At 74.6% G+C, this 16,200-nt stretch carries 13 protein-coding genes; 1 reads left to right on the top strand and 12 read right to left on the bottom strand.

The features are described 5' to 3' along the window. Window positions 1-10: 10 nt before the first annotated feature. Window positions 11-478: a nuclear transport factor 2 family protein gene (locus tag RKE38_RS18870; RefSeq protein WP_316009017.1), complete on the top strand. Its 468-nt coding sequence runs from the start codon at window positions 11-13 to the stop codon at window positions 476-478. 59 nt (window positions 479-537) lie between these two features. On the opposite strand, the gene RKE38_RS18865 is transcribed toward RKE38_RS18870, so the two are convergent. The 12 genes from RKE38_RS18865 to RKE38_RS18810 form a co-directional block, all read right to left on the bottom strand. Continuing rightward, entirely contained in the window at window positions 538-1,626 is a 1,089-nt protein-coding gene (locus RKE38_RS18865) for a uroporphyrinogen-III synthase (protein WP_316009138.1), read from the bottom strand. 23 nt (window positions 1,627-1,649) lie between these two features. Next, complete coding sequence (gene cobA, locus RKE38_RS18860; protein WP_316009016.1) at window positions 1,650-2,888, bottom strand: uroporphyrinogen-III C-methyltransferase; 1,239 nt, start codon at window positions 2,886-2,888, stop codon at window positions 1,650-1,652. Further along, entirely contained in the window at window positions 2,885-3,319 is a 435-nt protein-coding gene (nirD, locus tag RKE38_RS18855; RefSeq protein ID WP_316009137.1) for a nitrite reductase small subunit NirD, read from the bottom strand. Before nirD ends, cobA begins: the two co-directional genes overlap by 4 nt. A 23-nt stretch (window positions 3,320-3,342) precedes the next feature. Continuing rightward, window positions 3,343-5,922: a nitrite reductase large subunit NirB gene (nirB, locus tag RKE38_RS18850; RefSeq protein WP_316009015.1), complete on the bottom strand. Its 2,580-nt coding sequence runs from the start codon at window positions 5,920-5,922 to the stop codon at window positions 3,343-3,345. A 57-nt stretch (window positions 5,923-5,979) separates the two neighbouring features. Beyond that, complete coding sequence (locus tag RKE38_RS18845) at window positions 5,980-7,503, bottom strand: FAD-dependent oxidoreductase (RefSeq protein WP_316009014.1); 1,524 nt, start codon at window positions 7,501-7,503, stop codon at window positions 5,980-5,982. Next, the gene (locus tag RKE38_RS18840) at window positions 7,500-9,656 is read right to left on the bottom strand and encodes a molybdopterin oxidoreductase family protein (RefSeq protein ID WP_316009013.1); all 2,157 of its coding nucleotides are present in this window, start codon (window positions 9,654-9,656) and stop codon (window positions 7,500-7,502) included. Before RKE38_RS18840 ends, RKE38_RS18845 begins: the two co-directional genes overlap by 4 nt. 9 nt (window positions 9,657-9,665) lie before the next feature. Then, window positions 9,666-11,072, bottom strand: a complete 1,407-nt coding sequence (locus RKE38_RS18835) for a nitrate/nitrite transporter (RefSeq protein WP_316009012.1) — start codon at window positions 11,070-11,072, stop codon at window positions 9,666-9,668. A 177-nt stretch (window positions 11,073-11,249) separates the two neighbouring features. Further along, window positions 11,250-11,753: a hypothetical protein gene (locus RKE38_RS18830; RefSeq protein WP_316009011.1), complete on the bottom strand. Its 504-nt coding sequence runs from the start codon at window positions 11,751-11,753 to the stop codon at window positions 11,250-11,252. Further along, complete coding sequence (locus RKE38_RS18825; RefSeq protein ID WP_316009010.1) at window positions 11,750-12,238, bottom strand: heme-degrading domain-containing protein; 489 nt, start codon at window positions 12,236-12,238, stop codon at window positions 11,750-11,752. The genes RKE38_RS18830 and RKE38_RS18825 overlap by 4 nt, the downstream gene beginning before the upstream one ends. Before the next feature lie 140 nt (window positions 12,239-12,378). After that, on the bottom strand, window positions 12,379-13,488 hold the full coding sequence (locus RKE38_RS18820; RefSeq protein ID WP_316009009.1) for a TIGR03118 family protein: 1,110 nt from the start codon (window positions 13,486-13,488) through the stop codon (window positions 12,379-12,381). A gap of 120 nt (window positions 13,489-13,608) precedes the next feature. After that, complete coding sequence (locus tag RKE38_RS18815) at window positions 13,609-14,097, bottom strand: hypothetical protein (protein WP_316009008.1); 489 nt, start codon at window positions 14,095-14,097, stop codon at window positions 13,609-13,611. Next, window positions 14,094-16,184 carry a CARDB domain-containing protein gene (locus RKE38_RS18810; RefSeq protein WP_316009007.1) on the bottom strand — a complete coding sequence of 697 codons (2,091 nt, stop codon included), beginning with the start codon at window positions 16,182-16,184 and terminating at the stop codon, window positions 14,094-14,096. Before RKE38_RS18810 ends, RKE38_RS18815 begins: the two co-directional genes overlap by 4 nt. Window positions 16,185-16,200 lie beyond the last annotated feature (16 nt).

Genomic DNA, 16,200 nt, shown 5'->3' with positions numbered 1-16,200 from the left:
GATGGGAGCCATGACCGAGGGACGACCGCCGTTCCCGCCGTTCGACGAGGAGACCGCCCGGCAGAAGGTGCAGGCCGCGGAGGACGCCTGGAACACCCGGGACCCGCACCGCGTGAGCCTGGCGTACACACCCGACTCGGTGTGGCGCAACCGCGACACCTTCCTGGCCGGGCGCGACCAGATCGTGGAGTTCCTCACGGCGAAGTGGGAGCGCGAGCTCGACTACGCGCTGCGCAAGAGCCTGTGGGGCTTCACCGGCAACCGCATCGCCGTCCGGTTCCAGTACGAGTGCCACGACCGCAGCGGCCAGTGGTTCCGCAGCTACGGCAACGAGCTGTGGGAGTTCGACGACGCGGGGCTGATGCGGCGGCGCGAGGCCTCCATCAACGACCTCGCGATCTCCGAGGGCGAGCGGCGCATCTTCGGTCCCCGCCCGGAGGACGAGCGCACCCCCGGGCACGACATCCCGCTGCAGTAGCCCACCACCGCACGAGCCGCCCGTCCCGCTCGTGGCGCGCGTCCCGTTCGTGTCGGCCGTCAGGGCACGGCAAGCCGGTAGCCCCGCTTGACGACCGTCTGCACCACCGACCGGCCGCAGACCTCCCGCAGCCGGGCGATGGCCACCTCCGCCGCGTGGGGGTCGGTGGACTCGCCCGGCAGCGCGGCGAGCACCTGGCCCCGCGTCACGATGCCGCCGCCGGCGTCGGCCAGGACCCGCAGGACCTCCAGCCCGCTCGGCGACACGGGCAGCACGTGGCCGTCGAGCAGGGCGACGGTGCGCCGGACCTGCAGCGGTCCGAGCACCGTGGCCACCGCGGACGTCTGCGCCCGCTCGTAGTGCCCGACGAGGGCGCGCACGAGGGCGCCCAGCCGGCCCCGCTCGGGCACGATCGGCTCGATGCCGCGCTCGCGCAGGGGCGCGGCGGTCACCGGGCCGACGGCCGCCGTGACCATGCAGCCGGACGCGCAGCGGTGCACGACCGAGGCCAGCACCCCCTCGCGGTCCGCGGCGTCGAGCCATGCGCTCGCGCCGGGTGCGGAGGTGAAGACCACTGCGTCGACCTCACCGGCTGCCGCGGCCCGGACGGACGCGGCGAGGGCGTCGGGGTCCGGCGGCGGGCCCCACCGGTAGACGACCAGGCTGGCGACGTCGGCGCCGGCTGCGGCCAGCTCGACGTCGAGCCCGTCGGCCCCCGCGCCGTGGTGCTGCACGGCGACCCGCAGGCCGGCCACGCCCTCGGCGAGCAGCAGGTCGAGGATCTCGGCGGACGTCTCGGACTCGGCCACCCAGTCGGCCTGCAGCCCGGCGGCCTGGATGGCGCCGCGCGCCTTCGGGCCGCGGGCGACGATGCGCGCCCGCGCGAGCACCTCCACGAGGTCGTCGGCGAGCCCGGCCGCGTCGGCGGCCTCCACCCACCCTCGGAAGCCGATGCCCGTCGTGACGACGACCGTGTCGGGCGGGTCGTCGAGGAGCGCCCTGGTGGCGGCGAGCAGCTCGTCGTCGTGCTCGTGCGGCACGATCGACAGCGCCGGGGCGTGCCGCACCTGTGCACCGCGCCGGGTCAGCGCGGAGCCGAGCTCGGACGAGCGCCGGTCGGCGGTGACGAGCACCACGCAGCCCGCCATGACCTGCCCCAGGGACGGTGCACTCACGCCGGCGCCTCGAGCAGGCCGGGCTCCTCCAACAGACCGGGCGCCGCCACGTCGCCGACCACCACGACGGCCGGCGCGGCGACGCCCACCTCGCGGCACCGCTCCACGAGGCCCTCGAGGGGTGCAGTGGTGAGCCTCTGGTCCGGCAGGCTCGCCCGCTCCACCACCGCAGCGGGGGTGCGCGGGTCGGCCCCCGCTGCGAGGAGCTGGTCGACGTGCTCGGCGAGGAGGGAGACACCCATGAGGATCACGAGGGTCGCGCTGCGCCCGACGACGGAGGCGACGGCGGCGGGCTCTAGGACGCCGTGTCCGTGCGCCACGTGCACCGAGCCGACGGTGCCGCGGTGGGTGAGGGGTATGCCGGCCAGCCCCGGCCCGCTCAGGGCCGAGCTCACGCCGGGCACCACCTCGACGGGGATGCCGTGTGCCCGGCAGGCCAGCACCTCCTCGCCCCCGCGCCCGTAGACGAACGGGTCGCCGCCCTTGAGGCGGACGACCGTGCGCCCCCGCTGCGCCTGCTCGACGAGGATGCGGTTGATCTCCTCCTGCGACACCGCGTGCAGGCCGGGCGTCTTGCCCACGTCGACCACCTCGACGTCCGCAGGCAGGTCCGCCAGCAGCCCCGTGGGGCCGAGCCGGTCGGTCACGACCACGTCGGCCTCCGAGAGGGCACGGCGGCCCCTGACCGTCAGCAGGTCCTCCGCGCCCGGGCCGCCGCCGACCAGCACCACCCGGCCCGGGCCGGGGCTGCCGGCCCGTCGACGTGGCCGCAGGTCGAGCGGCTCGCACGCCAGCCGGGTCGCGAGCGCGTCGCGGACAGCCGCCACCCGGCGGGGGTCCGGGGTGCCGTCCTGGGACACCACCCCGACGACGAGACCCGCCTGGGTGGTCGTGGCGGGGGTCCGGGCCGACCCGGCTCCGGAGTCTCCCGCGTTGACGCTCCAGACCCGCCGCCGGTCCGCCCACCGGCAGAGCCGCTCGTTGGCGCGGAGGTCGTCCGTCGCGGCCTGCACGAGCCACATCCCGTCGACGTCGTGCTCCGCGACCTCACGCTCCTGCCAGCGGACCGTCCCGGCCACCACCAGGTCGTGGAGGTCCTCGCACACCTGCGGGGCGACGACGGTGACGAGAGCGCCGTCCGCGGCAAGGCCTGCCGCCCGGCGGGCAGCGACCGGTCCCCCGCCCGCGACCAGCACGGGGCGACCGTGCAGGTCCAGACCCAGGAGCGCCGTCACGACGGGCCGCCACGGTCCGCCGCGCCGTCCTGCGCAAGCCCGCCGTCCCGCGGGGGCGGGCCGACCTGCTCCACCGCGGCGACGTGCACGGTGCCGTCGCGCACCTCGACCGGCCAGGTCCGCAGCGCCTGTGGCTCCCTGCCGACCGCGTCGAGGCAGGCACCGGTCCGGAGGTCGAAGACCTGCTTGTACATGGGCGAGGCCACCGTCGGCGCGTCGCCGCGGGACCCGACGATCCCCCGGGACAGGACCGCGGCGCCGCTGTACGGGTCGCGCTGCTGCACGGCATACACGGCGTCGTCGAAGGTGCGGAAGAGCGCGACCTGGACGCCGCCGACGAGGGCGGCCGTCCCACGCTCGCGCGGGAGGTCCGCCAAGCGGCACACGGGCACCCACGTGAGCGTGCCCCCACCGCCCCGGGCCGCGTCCACGTCCGCGACGTCCACGCGGGCGGTCACCGCCGGACCTCCAGCGTCGTCCCGGCGACGAGGACGCCCTCGCGCCGCTCGTCCGGGGTCGCGGGGCGCGGCTGGCCGCGCTCGGCGACGTAGGCGAGCGAGTCGTCGACCGCATCGGGGGCGTTGACGAACGCGGAGAAGCGCCGCAGCTTCTCGGGGTCGGCGAGCACGGCAGCCCACTCGTCCTCGTAGGACTCGACGTGGCCGGCCATGGCTGCGTCGAGGTCGGCGCAGATGCCCAGGCTGTCGTCGAGGACGACCGCGCGGATCGCCTCGAGGCCGCCCTCGTGGTCCTCCACCCAGGACGCGGTCCGCTGGAGCCGGTCGGCCGTCCGGACGTAGTAGAGGAGGAACCGGTCGATCGTGCGCACCAGCGTCTCGGTGTCGAGGTCCTCGGCCAGCAGCCGGGCGTGCCGGGGGGTGAAGCCGCCGTTGCCGCCGACGTAGAGGTTCCAGCCGTTGTCGGTGGCGATGACGCCGACGTCCTTGCCGCGCGCCTCCGCGCACTCGCGCGCGCACCCGGAGACGCCGAGCTTGATCTTGTGCGGGCTGCGCAGGCCGCGGTAGCGCAGCTCGAGGGCGATGGCGAGCCCGACGGAGTCCTGCACGCCGTAGCGGCACCAGGTCGAGCCGACGCAGGACTTCACCGTCCGCAGCGACTTGCCGTACGCGTGGCCGGACTCGAAGCCCGCGTCCACCAAGCGCTGCCAGATCGCCGGGAGCTGGTCGATCCGCGCCCCGAACAGGTCGATCCGCTGGCCGCCGGTGATCTTGGTGTACAGCCCGAAGTCCTTGGCCACCTGGCCGATCGCGAGCAGCCCCTCCGGCGTCACCTCGCCACCGGGGATCCTCGGCACCACCGAGTACGAGCCGTCCTTCTGCAGGTTCGCCATGACGTGGTCGTTGGTGTCCTGCAACGTCGCCCGCTCGCCCTCGAGGATGTGCCCGGTGCCCAGCGAGGCGAGGATCGAGCCGATGACCGGCTTGCAGATGTCGCACCCGCGGCCGCGGCCGTGCCGGGCGACGATCTCGCTGAACGTCGTCAGGCCCTGCACCCGCACCACGTCGAACAGCTGGGCCCGGGACAGCTCGAAGTGCTCGCACAGGGCGTTCCCGACGGTGACGCCTGCCTTCTCCAGCTCGGTCGTCACGAGCTTCTTCACCAGCGGCAGGCACGACCCGCAGCTGGTGCCGGCCCGGGTGCACGCCTTGACGCCGCCCAGGTCGGTGCACCCGGCCTCGGTCACGGCGCAGCGGATGGCGCCTGCCGTCACGTTGTTGCACGAGCACACCGAGGTGTCGTCCGGCAGGTCGCCGGAGGGCGCGGGCGCGCCGCCCTCCGGGAGCAGGTATGCCGCGGGGTCGCCGCCGAGCTCGCGGCCCACCATCGGGCGCAGCGCGGCATACGCACCGGCGTCACCCACGAGGATGCCGCCGCGCAGGGTCCGGGCGTCGTCGGACATGACGAGCTTCTTGTAGACCCCGGCCACGGGGTCGGAGATCACGACCTCGAGCGAGCCGGCCTCGGTGGCGAACGCGTCGCCGAAGCTGGCGACGTCGACGCCGAGCAGCTTGAGCTTGGTGGACAGGTCGGCACCGGGGAACGCGCCCTGGCCGCCGAGCAGCCGGTCGACCACGACCTCGGCCATGGTGTACCCGGGCCCGACGAGGCCGAGGCAGCGCCCGTCGATGCAGGCCACCTCGCCGACGGCCCACACGTGCGGGTCGGCGGTGCGGCACGCCTCGTCCACGACCACGCCCCCACGCTCGCCCACCTCGAGGCCGGCGTCGCGGGCCAGCTCGTCGCGCGGGCGCACGCCGACGGCGAAGACGACGACGTCGACCGGCAGCGGCGGTCCCTCGGTGAACTCCATCCGCGAGACCTGGCCCAGGTGGCCGACGATGCGAGAGGTGGCCGTCGAGGTGCGGGCGTCGACGCCGAGCCCGGTGATGAGGCGCTTGAGCGCCTCGCCGCCACCCTCGTCGACCTGCAACGGCATCAAGCGCGGCGCGAACTCCACGACCGTCGCCTCGCACTGCAGGGCCCGCAGCGCGCCCGCCGCCTCGAGACCGAGCAGGCCGCCGCCGACGACGGCACCGCGCACCGGGCGGTCGAGCTCGTCCCGGAGCCGCTCGACGTGGGTGCGCAGGGCGGCGACGTCGTCGATGGTGCGGTAGACGAACGCGCCACGCAGGTCCCTGCCCGGCACGGGCGGCACCGCGGCATACGAGCCGGTGGCCAGGACGAGGTCGTCGTAGGCGAGCGTGCGCCCGTCGGACGTGGTGACCGTGCGGGCGACGCGGTCGACCGCCTCGGCGCGCACGCCGCGGCGGAGGGTGACGAGCGGGTCGTCCCAGATCTCCTGGCCGCCGAGCGCCAGGTCCTCGGGGTCGCGGCCGGTGAAGTAGGACGTGAGGGCGACCCGGTCGTAGGGCGCGCGCGGCTCCTCGGCGAGGACGGTGACCGCCCAGTCGCCGGCCGCGTCGCGGGAGCGGAGGGCGTCGACGACGCGCCGCGCCACCATCCCGCCGCCGACGACCACGAGGTGCCGGGGGTCCTGCGGTGTGCTCTCCATGGCCGTCAACCTAGGCAGCCGCGGTTTCGGTGCTGTGGAACATGTGTTTCCCCTTCGTTAAACGGTTTTCACCGGCTCGGAGCGGTCGCGGTGAGGTGCGAGGGCCTCGACCAGGGCGCACACGTCGTCGGTGCACCCGCCGCACCCTGTGGTCGCGCGGGTCGCACGGGCGACCTCGTCGAGGGACTGCGCCCCGTCGCCCAGGGCCGCGGCGATGGCGCCCTTGCTGACGCCGTTGCAGCGGCAGACCGTGGCGTCGTCGGGCAGCGACGTGGGGTCCGCGGCAGTGTCAGTGCGTGCGGCAGCGAGGGCCGGCAGGAGGAGGTATGCCGGGTCGGCCGGTAGCGGCGTACGGCGCGTGTACGCCGCGACGAGGTCGGCTGCGACCTGTCCGGCCCCGACGCAGGTGGCGCCGACGAGGCGGTCCCCCGAGACGACCACCTCCACGTGCCGGCCGGCCCCGGGGTCGCTGAGGCGCAGGCTGCGCCGCTCCGGGTCGTCGGGGCGGGCGCTGCCGCAGACGCCCATGGCCACGACGTCGAGACCGTGCGCCTTGAGCCGGACGACGTCCGTGCCCGACGCCGAGGGGCCGGACGCCGACGGGCCGGACGCCGACGTGTCGGAGGCCGACGGGCCGGCGACGGGCTCGGCCGTCCCGGCGGTCAGGGCGGCGGCCAGGCGGCGTGCCTGCTCCCACCCCTGGGCGACGAGCCCGGTCCCGCCCTCCGGCGGCTGGGCGCAGTCCCCGATCGCGAACACCCTCCGGTCGGCCGGGCTGGCCAGGTCCTTCCCCACCAGCACGCCGCGCCCGGTCGGGAGGCCGGCGGCGGCTGCCAGCGAGGTGTCGACGACGGTGCCGGTCGCGACCACGAGGAGGTCGGCGGGCAGCACCTCGCCACCGGCGAGGCGCACGCCACTGAGCCGGCCGCGCTCGAGGCGGATGCCGTCGGCGCCGACCCCGACCCGGTGCTCGATGCCGAGCCGCGCCATCGCGCCCTCGAGGGCCTGGCTGGCCGCTCCGTCGAGCTGGCGCTCCATCATCGCCGCGGCCGGGTGCACGACCGTGACGCCGCAGCCGCGCCGCGCCAGGCCGCAGGCCACCTCCAGGCCGAGGACACCCGCACCGAGCACCACGGCATTCGTCGCGTTGTAGGTCGCAGCCACGATCTCGCGGGCGTCGTCGATGGTCCGCAGTGCGTGCACCCCAGGGACCAGCGAGCCCGGGTCCGCGCCGAGGTCGGCGAGCGGGGGGATGCGGGCCACGGCGCCGGTCGCCAGGACCAGCTGGTCGTAGCGGTGCCGGAGACCGTCGGAGTCGACCACCACCCGGTCCTCGCGGTCGAGGGCCACGGCGGTGCTGCCGCGCCGGACCGTGAGGCGGGGGTGGGCAGGTGTCGGGAGAGTGAGGGCGGCGAGGTCGTACGCGCCTGCGACGACCTCGCTGAGCAGCACGCGGTTGTACGGCTCGCACGCCTCCGCGCCCAGCACCGTGACGTCGTACTTGCCGGCGCGGTCCGCGGCGAGCAGGTCCTCGACGAACCGTGAGCCGACCATGCCGTTGCCGACGACGACGATCCTCATCGCATCGCCTCCTGTCGCGCCGCCCCGGGAGGCGACGGGTGGGCCTGTGCCACGTCGACGGCGCAGACCTTGAGCTCGGGCATCCCGGACACGGGGTCGGTGGCGGCGGAGGTGACGCGGTTGACGCTGCCCGGTCCGCTCCAGTGGAACGGCATGAACACGGTGTCCGGCCGCACCCGGTCGGTGACCCGTGCCTGCGCGGTCGCGACACCGCGGGCGCTCTTCACCCGCAGGAACGCGCCGGGCTCGACGCCCAGCCGCGCGGCGAGCAGCGGGTGCACCTCCACGAACGGCTGCGGCACTGCGGAGCGCAGCTCGGCCACCCGCCTGGTCTGGGCACCCGACTGGTAGTGCTGCAGGACCCGGCCGGTGACGAGGTACACGGGCGCGTCCGGCCGCAGGTCGTCGGCGGGCCCGACGTGGTCCACGGCCACCATGCGGGCCCGGCCGTCCGGCGTCGGGAAGGTGTCGAGGAACAGCCGGGGGGTGCCCGGATGCGGGGCGTCCCCGCCGGACCCCGCCGGCACCGGCCAGTGCAGGGCCTCGTCGCCGTCGAGCCGCTCGTGGCTCAGGCCGCCGTAGTCCGCCCGGCCCCCGGCGGACGCCCGCGCCAGCTCGTCGAACACCTCCGACGCGTCCGTGCTCCAGCGTCCGGGCGACCCGAGCCGGCGGGCCAGCTCGGCGCAGACCCAGAGCTCGGACCGCACGCCGTCGGGTGGGTCGACCGCCTTGCGCCGCCGCAGCACCCTGCCCTCCAGGGACGTCATGGTGCCCTCCTCCTCGGCCCACTGCGTCACCGGGAGCACGACGTCGGCGAGCCGCGCGGTCTCGGAGGGCACGACGTCGCAGACGACCAGCAGGTCGAGGTCCGCCAGACGCTCCCGCACGCGGGTCGCGTCCGGGGCACTGACGACGAGGTTGGCGCCGTGGACGAGCAGCGCCCGCGGCCCGCCGGGACGGCCGAGGGAGTCGAGCAGCTCCACCGCCGGGAGACCCTTGCCGGGCAGCGACGCGGGGTCCACGCCCCACACCGCGGCCACGTGCGCGCGGGCCGCCGGGTCCTCGATGCTCCGGTACCCGGGCAGCTGGTCCGCCTTCTGGCCGTGCTCGCGCCCGCCCTGGCCGTTGCCCTGGCCGGTGAGCGCGCCGTACCCGCTGCCGACCCGCCCGGGCAGCCCGAGCGCGAGCGCGAGGTTGAGCGCTGCCGTGACCGTGGCGGTGCCCTGGCGGGACTGCTCCACACCACGGCCGGTGAGGACGTACACGCCGGCGCCGCCCCGCGCCGGGCTCGCCGCTGCGAGCAGGCGCGCGGTCCCCCGCAGGGTGGCCGCAGGCACACCGCAGACCTGCTCGGCCCGCTCCGGCCACCACAGGGCGGCGCCGCGACGCACCTCCTCGAGGCCGGAGACCCGCGACGCGAGGTATGCCGTGTCGGCGAGCCCCTCGCCGAGCACGACGTGCAGGAGCGCGAGCAGCACGACCAGGTCGGTGCCGGGGAGCGGCTGCAGGTGCAGGCCCTGCCCGTCGGCCGCGAGGTCGGCGGTGGCGCTGCGCCGGGGGTCGACGACGACGAGCCCGCCGCGGGACCGGACCCCGGCGAGGTGGCCGACCGCCGGCGGCATCGTCTCGGCGAGGTTGCTGCCGAGCAGGAGCACCGCGTCCGCACCGCCGAGGTCCGCCAGGGGGAACGGGAGGCCTCGGTCCAGCCCCAGGGAACGGTTGGCGGCCGCAGCGGCGCTGCTCATGCAGAACCTGCCGTTGTAGTCGATGTTCGCCGTCCCGAGAGCCACGCGCGCGAACTTGCCCAGCTGGTAGGCCTTCTCGTTCGTGAGGCCCCCGCCACCGAAGACGGCCACGACGTCGGGGCCGTCCTCGGCGCGGAGCCGGGCGAGCCGCGCGGCGACGAGGTCGAGCGCCTCGGCCCAGTCGGTGGGGACGAGCTCGCCGTCCGCGCCGCGCACCAGCGGCGTGACCAGCCGGTCGGGCGCGGTCAGCAGGCTCGCGCTCGTCCAGCCCTTCTGGCACAGCCCGCCCCGGTTGGTGGGGAACTCGCGTCCGGCGACCTCGACGGTGGGTCCGGTCGTCGTGAGGGACTGGGCGCACTGCAGGGCGCAGTAGGGGCAGTGGGTGGCGACGGGTGTCTCGGCAGGCACGGCGTCCCCTCAGATCGACTCGCGGGCCAGGGCCGACCCGCGGCGCTGGTAGACCGCCCACGTGGCCGCCGCCATCACGGCATACGCGGCGACGAACACCCACAGGGCCGGCACGAGCGAGCCGTACGCCGCCTTGGCCATGGCGAAGCCGCGCGGGATGAGGAACCCGCCGTAGGCACCCACGGCGCCGGCGATGCCGATGCAGCCGGCCGCGGCCTTGCGGGCGACACCGAGCTGGTCCGCGCCGTCGGCGCCGGCCCGGAACACCGCCGGGATCATCCGGTAGGTCGCGCCGTTGCCGACCCCGGCACCGGTGAACAGGACCATGAAGGCGGCGAAGAAGAGGGCGAAGTCGTGCGTGTGCAGGGCCACGACCGCGGCCACGGCACCGGCGGCCAGCACGGCGAACGACGCGATGGTGATGCGCGCCCCGCCGAGCCGGTCGGCGACCACTCCCCCGAGCGGGCGGGCCAGGGCGCCCACCAGCGCGCCGAGGAACGCCAGCTGCATCGGCGCGCCCGGGAACTGCGTCTTGAGCAGCGTCGGGAAGGCGCCGGCATACCCGATGAAGGAGCCGAACGTCCCGATGTACAGGAAGGAGATGAGCCAGGTGTGCCGGTTGCGGACGGCGACGGCGAAGCTGCGGTAGTCGGCACGCACCCCGCTGAGGTTGTCCATGAACCGCCAGGCCCCGGCCGCGGCGAGCACGGCGAGCGGCACGAACAGCAGCCCGGCGCGCTCGAGGTGCACGCCGGCCCCGACGGCGACGACGGCGGGGACGACCAGCTGCACCACCCCGGTGCCGAGGTTGCCGCCGGCGGCGTTGAGCCCCAACGCCTTTCCCTTCTCCGCTTCGGGGAAGAAGAAGGAGATGTTGGTCATCGACGAGGCGAAGTTGCCGCCGCCGAAGCCGGCGAGCGCGGCGCACGCGAGCAGCATCCCGAACGGAGTGTCCGGCCGGGTGACCACCCACGCCAGCGCGCTGGCCGGGACCAGCAGCAGGAGCGCGCTGACGACCGTCCAGTTGCGCCCACCGAAGGCCGGCACGGCGAACGTGTACGGGATGCGCAGCGTCGCGCCGACCAGGCTGGGCACGGCGATCAGCCAGAACTGCTGGTCCAGGCTCAGGTCGAACCCGGCAGCGGGCAGCAGCGGCACGACCACGCTCCACAGGGCCCAGACGCAGAAGCCCAGGAGCTCCGCGAGCACCGAGAAGACCAGGTTGCGGCGGGCGATGCGGCGACCGCCGCCGCGCCAGAACGTGGCGTCCTCGGGGTCCCAGTGGTCGATCCACCGCCCGGCCCGGCGGACCGGCTGGGCGGCCGGGCCCGACTCGGGTCCTGTGGTGCCCGGCAGCGACGGGGCGTGGGTCGGGGCCTGCGACGCGGTCGGGTGCTCGCGGGTGGGAGAGGACATCGGTGCCTCCTTGTCGGGAGGGCCGGAGGTCTCCGGCCGGCTGTCCCGACAGCATGGGCAGCCGGTGTTTCACGTCCTGCCGGGCGCTGTGAAGCGTCCGTAACAAGTCCCTCTCAGCGCAGCGGGCGTGGCTGTGAGGAGGAGTCGTCGTGCACCCGGCCCGCAGGCCGGAGACGTTCAGTGCGCGATGGCCTCGGCCCGGGCCTTGAGGTTGAGGAGCTGCCGTCGCGCCATGACGAGGTCACCGACGGAGAGGAACGGCGCGAGCACGGGCCTGGTGTCCATGACGACCTTGAGCAGGAGCCGGGTGCCGTTCTCCCCCAACGAAACCAAGAGGTAGGACAGGTACGCGCCGAGGATCTCGCCAGTCAGCTGGCGACCCGGTTCCACCGCCGCCAGCCGCCCGAGAGGCCGGCCGCCGGAGCGGGTGAACGGTTCCCCGACCCGTGGTTCCGCCAGCCCCACCAGGTCGCGCGGCGAACGGCGGCCGAGGTTGTCCAGCCAGTCGTAGGAGTACGGTGCGACACGGACCTGCCCGACCCAGGGCCACACCACCGACGGCGGCGCCTCGACCGTCACGCCGCGCCACGCCTCGAGCGCGGGACGGGCTCCGACGAGGTCGTCGCAGTCGAAGTGCAGCCGGGTCTCGTCCTGCGTGACGCCCCACCGGGCACCGATCACGCGGACGGCCCGTCGGCCAGGTGCTCGCGCAGGATCCGCACCACGAACCGGTGGTCCTCCACCTGCGGCAGTCCGGACACGCCCATCCAGCCCACGACCCCGGCGCCCCGGACGCGCAGCGGCACGGCGCCGCCGGCCGCGGCATACCGGGACGCGGGGAGGGCGAACTTCTCGGCGAGGGTCGTCCCCTGCTCGCGGACCATGCGCGACAGGTGGAGCGAGGAGCGCTCGAAGTGCGTGACCACGCGCCCCTTGCGGCGCAGCCACGCGTCGTTGTCGCTCGTCGACCCCGGCAGGCCGCAGTGGAAGAGCTGGTGCCCGCCGCGCCAGATCCCGATCGAGACGGGCAGCGACTGCGCGCGGGCCGCCTCCGCGGCGCGGCACCCGAGGGCCCAGGCGTCGTCCTCGGTGAGCGAGGGCAGGACAAGCCGCTCCTCCTCCTGCACCAGCTCGTCCAGGGTGGGCCAGGAGTCGTGTGCCGGCATGCCGTGCCTTCCCTTCGCGCGGTTCCGCAGCCGGCCCTCGTGGGCCGCCCGCCCGCGGAGCGTAACCACCGGGTGGGCCCCGGGCAACGGCCGGCGCCGCGGGTGGGCACACCGGCCCGACCCGCGGCACCTCACCCGGGTCAGGGCGTGGCGTGCAGCAGGCCGAGCAGGCCGTGTGCCTCGTCCTGCGGGCCGGCCGTGAACAGCACGTCGTGCGGTGAGCCCTCCGTGCCGTTGCCCGGCAGCAGCGCCCACAGGCCGTCGATGGCGACCGCCCTGCCGGCGCCATCCCTGACGGTGCCGGCGAACGTGAGCGTCGCAGGGTCGAACGCGTGGATCCTGCCGTCGCCGAAGTTCCCCACGAGCAGGTCGCCGGACAGCGACCCGAAGCCCTCGGGTGCGATCGTCATGCCCCACGGCGCGTCGAGCACCCCGTGCCCGGGCAGCCTGCGCAGGAGCACGCCGTCGAGGGTGAAGGCGTCGACCCGACCGCGGCCCTGGCCGGCGACCTCGTCGTGGCGGGCGCTGTCCTGCTTGGCATACGAGACGTAGACGGTGCCCCCGCTGACCATGACGTTGAACGGCGCGTAGCCGCTCGGGAGCTGCGGGTCGGTGAAGCCACCAGGGGTGGTGACCCGCTGGAACGTCCCGTCGTAGACGTCGACGGTGCCGGCAGAGAAGTCCGCCACGTAGAGCCGCGGCCCCTGCGCCGTCTGGCCCATGGCCATCCCCTTGTCGACCGCGCCGGGTGTGACGACGGCGTCGACGGCGTGGGTCGACGGGGGCGCACCGGTGCCTCCGACGGCCGGGTTCCAGCCGCTCAGGTGACCGGTCTCGCCGACGAAGAGGAACCGTGCGGGAGCCGAGTTCCCGGCTGCGTCGTGGACGACGAAGGCCGTGGTCGGGTTCGACACCTGCCCGGTGGGGGCGCCACCGGGGATGCTCACGACGAGCGGCACCACCGCCTGCGTGCTTCCGCCGACCCCACCCCTGTAGAGCGTCGTCACGTCGGCGCCGTTGTCGGAGACCCAGAGCGGGCTCGCACCGAGGTACGAGGCGCCCCAGGCGTTGACCAGGTGCGGGTCGGTGACCTGGGCCAGGCCGGGGACGTCCGAGACGAGGTTCACCTGGCGGTATGCCGTGGGGGCCCCGGCGTCAGCAGGGGCGCCGGCGGCGAGCAGCCCGACAGCGGCACCGACGGCGGCGCCGAGGGCGAGCAGGGGTGTATGGCGACGGACGATGCGTGGCATGGGCTACCTCCCGGATCGGCGGCGCCCCACAGGACGCGGGGCGCCACCCGGTACACGAGGCCGGCGACCGACCGGTTCATCGCCTCGGGAACCGGTCGGTCGCAGTGAGCCGTCAGCCGGCTACTTGCCGAGAAGCACGCTCACGGAGGTGTTGGTCGGGCACTCGGGCATCTCCCGGATGGCCCAGCGGCCGCGCAGCCCGTTGCCCGCGAAGTTCGACTCGGCGTCGCGCTCCTCGACCTCGCCCTCCGACGGCTTCCAGCCGCGGCTGGAGTAGGCCTGTTGCATCTCGGCCAGGGTCTGCTTGAAGGGTTTGGGCGACACCGCGGTCACGACCGTCCGTCCCGCGCTGCGGGCCTCGGTCCCGGTCACCACGTAACCGTCCGGCACGGTCGCCGCGGCCGGGAACGAGGCGGGCAGGTCCACTGCCGTCGCGTCCTTGGCACAGACGGGAGCAGGGGCCTTCGAGCTGCCGCTGGCGGCCGGCTCCTTCATCGCGACCTCCATCTCGTCCGTCCCGCAGGCCGCGAGCACGAGCACCGCCACCGCGGCCAGCGCGGCGGCTGCGGGACGGGAGCCCGTCCGCAGCCACCGCACCGGCTGCGTCATCGCAGGACCTGCATCTGCCGGCTGTTGTCGGTCTCGTCGGACTCCTTGACCGAGTTCGCGGGGTCGACGACCACCTGCACCGTGTGCGTCCCCTTGCCGAGCCGCACGCCCGGGAAGGCCACCGTGGTCGACCGCCCGGCCGCCAGGTCGACGGGGGACGACGTCGCCACGTTGACCCCGTCGACCAGCAGCCGGGTCGTGACGCCCGACGCGGCGGCCTTGCCGGTGTTCGCGACGGTCGTCGTCGCGGCATACAGCCCCGAGGTCTTGGCCACCGACAGCGTGGTCGGGGTCAGGTTCGGCAGGGCGTCGTACGCGGCGTACAGGGTGTTGCCCGACTGCTGGCGCGCGATGGTGGCGTACGCGTCGAAGTTCTGCGTGCCACCCGGCTGGGCGCAGGTGCCGGTGCAGCCGTCGGCGTAGCCGACCTCGACCCGGCCGGTGCGGTCCACCGTGGCGTCCATGAAGTCCAGCAGGTTGCGGTCGTTGCCGCAGGTCGTGCCGCCGGTGCAGATGGAGCCGCGCTGCACCGGGTCGTTCGGCGTCGTGTCGACCGTGACCCAGCTCTTGCCGCCGTCGTAGGTGGTGGCGACGTAGAGGTGCCACACGCCCTTGAAGTTGGTGGCGTCCTGGTAGTTGCCGCCCGTCGTCGTGCCGATGAAGGCGAACGAGGCGCGGTCGTCGTCACCGGCCACGACCGCCGGGAAGACGGTGTTGTGGATGCCGAGGCTCGCGCCGACGTTCTGGTCGTCGGTCCACGTCTTGCCCTTGTCGCGGCTCACGGCGATGCGGGGGGTGCCGTCGGCGGCCTGGTAGCCCATGTACACCGTCCCCTTGGAGCCGATCCCCACGCTGGGGTCGGAGTCACCGGCGGTGCTGGCCGGGTCCTTGCGGACCGACCACGTGGTGCCGCCGTCCTCAGAGACGGCCACGGCCTGGTTGCCGCCGCACGACTTGTTCGGGACGTAGACCGTGCCGTCGGGAGCGACCTTGACGTGCCCGTGCAGGCCACCGCAGTCGAGCAGGGAGTACATCGGGACGGCCGGGCCGAAGGTGGTGCCACCGTCGTGGCTCGAGGCACAGCTCGCGTCGGCGATGTCCTGGCTGCAGTAGTAGACCGCATTGGGGTACGTCGAGGTCGGCAGGGCGCCGATCCCGTTGGGCGAGTATGGGCCGCCACCGACGGTCTGGTGGTCGACGCCGGAGTTGATGCCACCGCCCTGGCTCGGCGACCAGGTCTTCCCCTCGTCGTCGGACCAGCACATGAGCGAGGTCTTGCCGGCCAGCTGGCTCTCGAAGACCCGTCCGGTCGTCGGGTCGGTGAACCCGATCGGGTCGAGGGACGTCGAGCCGCCGGTCAGGCAACCGTTCGTGGGCGTGGCCGACACGTCGGTCCACGTGACCTTCGACGGGATGGTGCTGTCGTCCCACGTCGCCTTGTAGGTGTCGTAGAGCGCCTGGTAGAAGGTCGAACCCGTCTTGTGGCTGCTGCCGATGGACGGCTCACCCGCGTTGTGCGCCTGGGCGAAGGACTCCGGGGCGCCGTACTGGCTGTATGTCGGCGGCGTCGCCGTGCTGGGCGCCGGGTTCGGCGCGATGTCGGTGAGCGTGGCGGTCCCGGTGACCGACTCCCCCAGCGGGGCGTACGGCACGACGCGCACGGTGTAGTCGCCGCTCGTCGGCGGCACCACCATGACCTCGGGGTCGGCGCTCGACGCCGACGACGCGACGACCGCGCCCTTGGAGTCGAGCAGGTAGATGTCGAAGTCGGCGGCGGCGTTCGCCCAGCCGACCTTGACCGTGAGCTGGTGGCTGTCGCCGTACCCGCTGGGGGTCGAGACGTGCAGGGCGAAGTCGTCGCAGAGCTGCGGGCCACAGGTCACGTCACCCGTGGTGCCGGTGACGTTCGCCAGTGCGAACGGGCCGGCGGTCCACTGGGTGCTCGTGCTCGTGTCCGAGACGGTCCCCGAGTCGGGGGTGGCCGCCAGGGCGGGCGCGGCGGCGACGAGGCCACCCACGACGCAGGCGACGGCCAGGGCCGCGAGCCTCGGGCGTGGGCGGAGACGGGCGAAGACGGGTGACACCATGCGCATGGCTCCTCGG

The sequence above is a fragment of the Phycicoccus sp. M110.8 genome, assembly GCF_032464895.1.
Classification (GTDB): Bacteria; Actinomycetota; Actinomycetes; order Actinomycetales; family Dermatophilaceae; genus Pedococcus.
Note: the sequence above shows the minus strand (reverse complement) of the source record. Positions and strands in the feature narration are given on the sequence as shown.

Coding starts and splice junctions, on each gene's coding strand:
- RKE38_RS18820 (WP_316009009.1), bottom strand. CDS start 13,488: ATGCCACGCATCGTCCGTCGCCATACACCCCTGCTCGCCCTCGGCGCC.
- RKE38_RS18810 (WP_316009007.1), bottom strand. CDS start 16,184: ATGGTGTCACCCGTCTTCGCCCGTCTCCGCCCACGCCCGAGGCTCGCG.
- RKE38_RS18865 (WP_316009138.1), bottom strand. CDS start 1,626: ATGGCGGGCTGCGTGGTGCTCGTCACCGCCGACCGGCGCTCGTCCGAG.
- RKE38_RS18815 (WP_316009008.1), bottom strand. CDS start 14,097: ATGACGCAGCCGGTGCGGTGGCTGCGGACGGGCTCCCGTCCCGCAGCC.
- RKE38_RS18825 (WP_316009010.1), bottom strand. CDS start 12,238: ATGCCGGCACACGACTCCTGGCCCACCCTGGACGAGCTGGTGCAGGAG.
- RKE38_RS18870 (WP_316009017.1), top strand. CDS start 11: ATGACCGAGGGACGACCGCCGTTCCCGCCGTTCGACGAGGAGACCGCC.
- nirB (WP_316009015.1), bottom strand. CDS start 5,922: ATGGAGAGCACACCGCAGGACCCCCGGCACCTCGTGGTCGTCGGCGGC.
- RKE38_RS18845 (WP_316009014.1), bottom strand. CDS start 7,503: ATGAGGATCGTCGTCGTCGGCAACGGCATGGTCGGCTCACGGTTCGTC.
- RKE38_RS18835 (WP_316009012.1), bottom strand. CDS start 11,072: ATGTCCTCTCCCACCCGCGAGCACCCGACCGCGTCGCAGGCCCCGACC.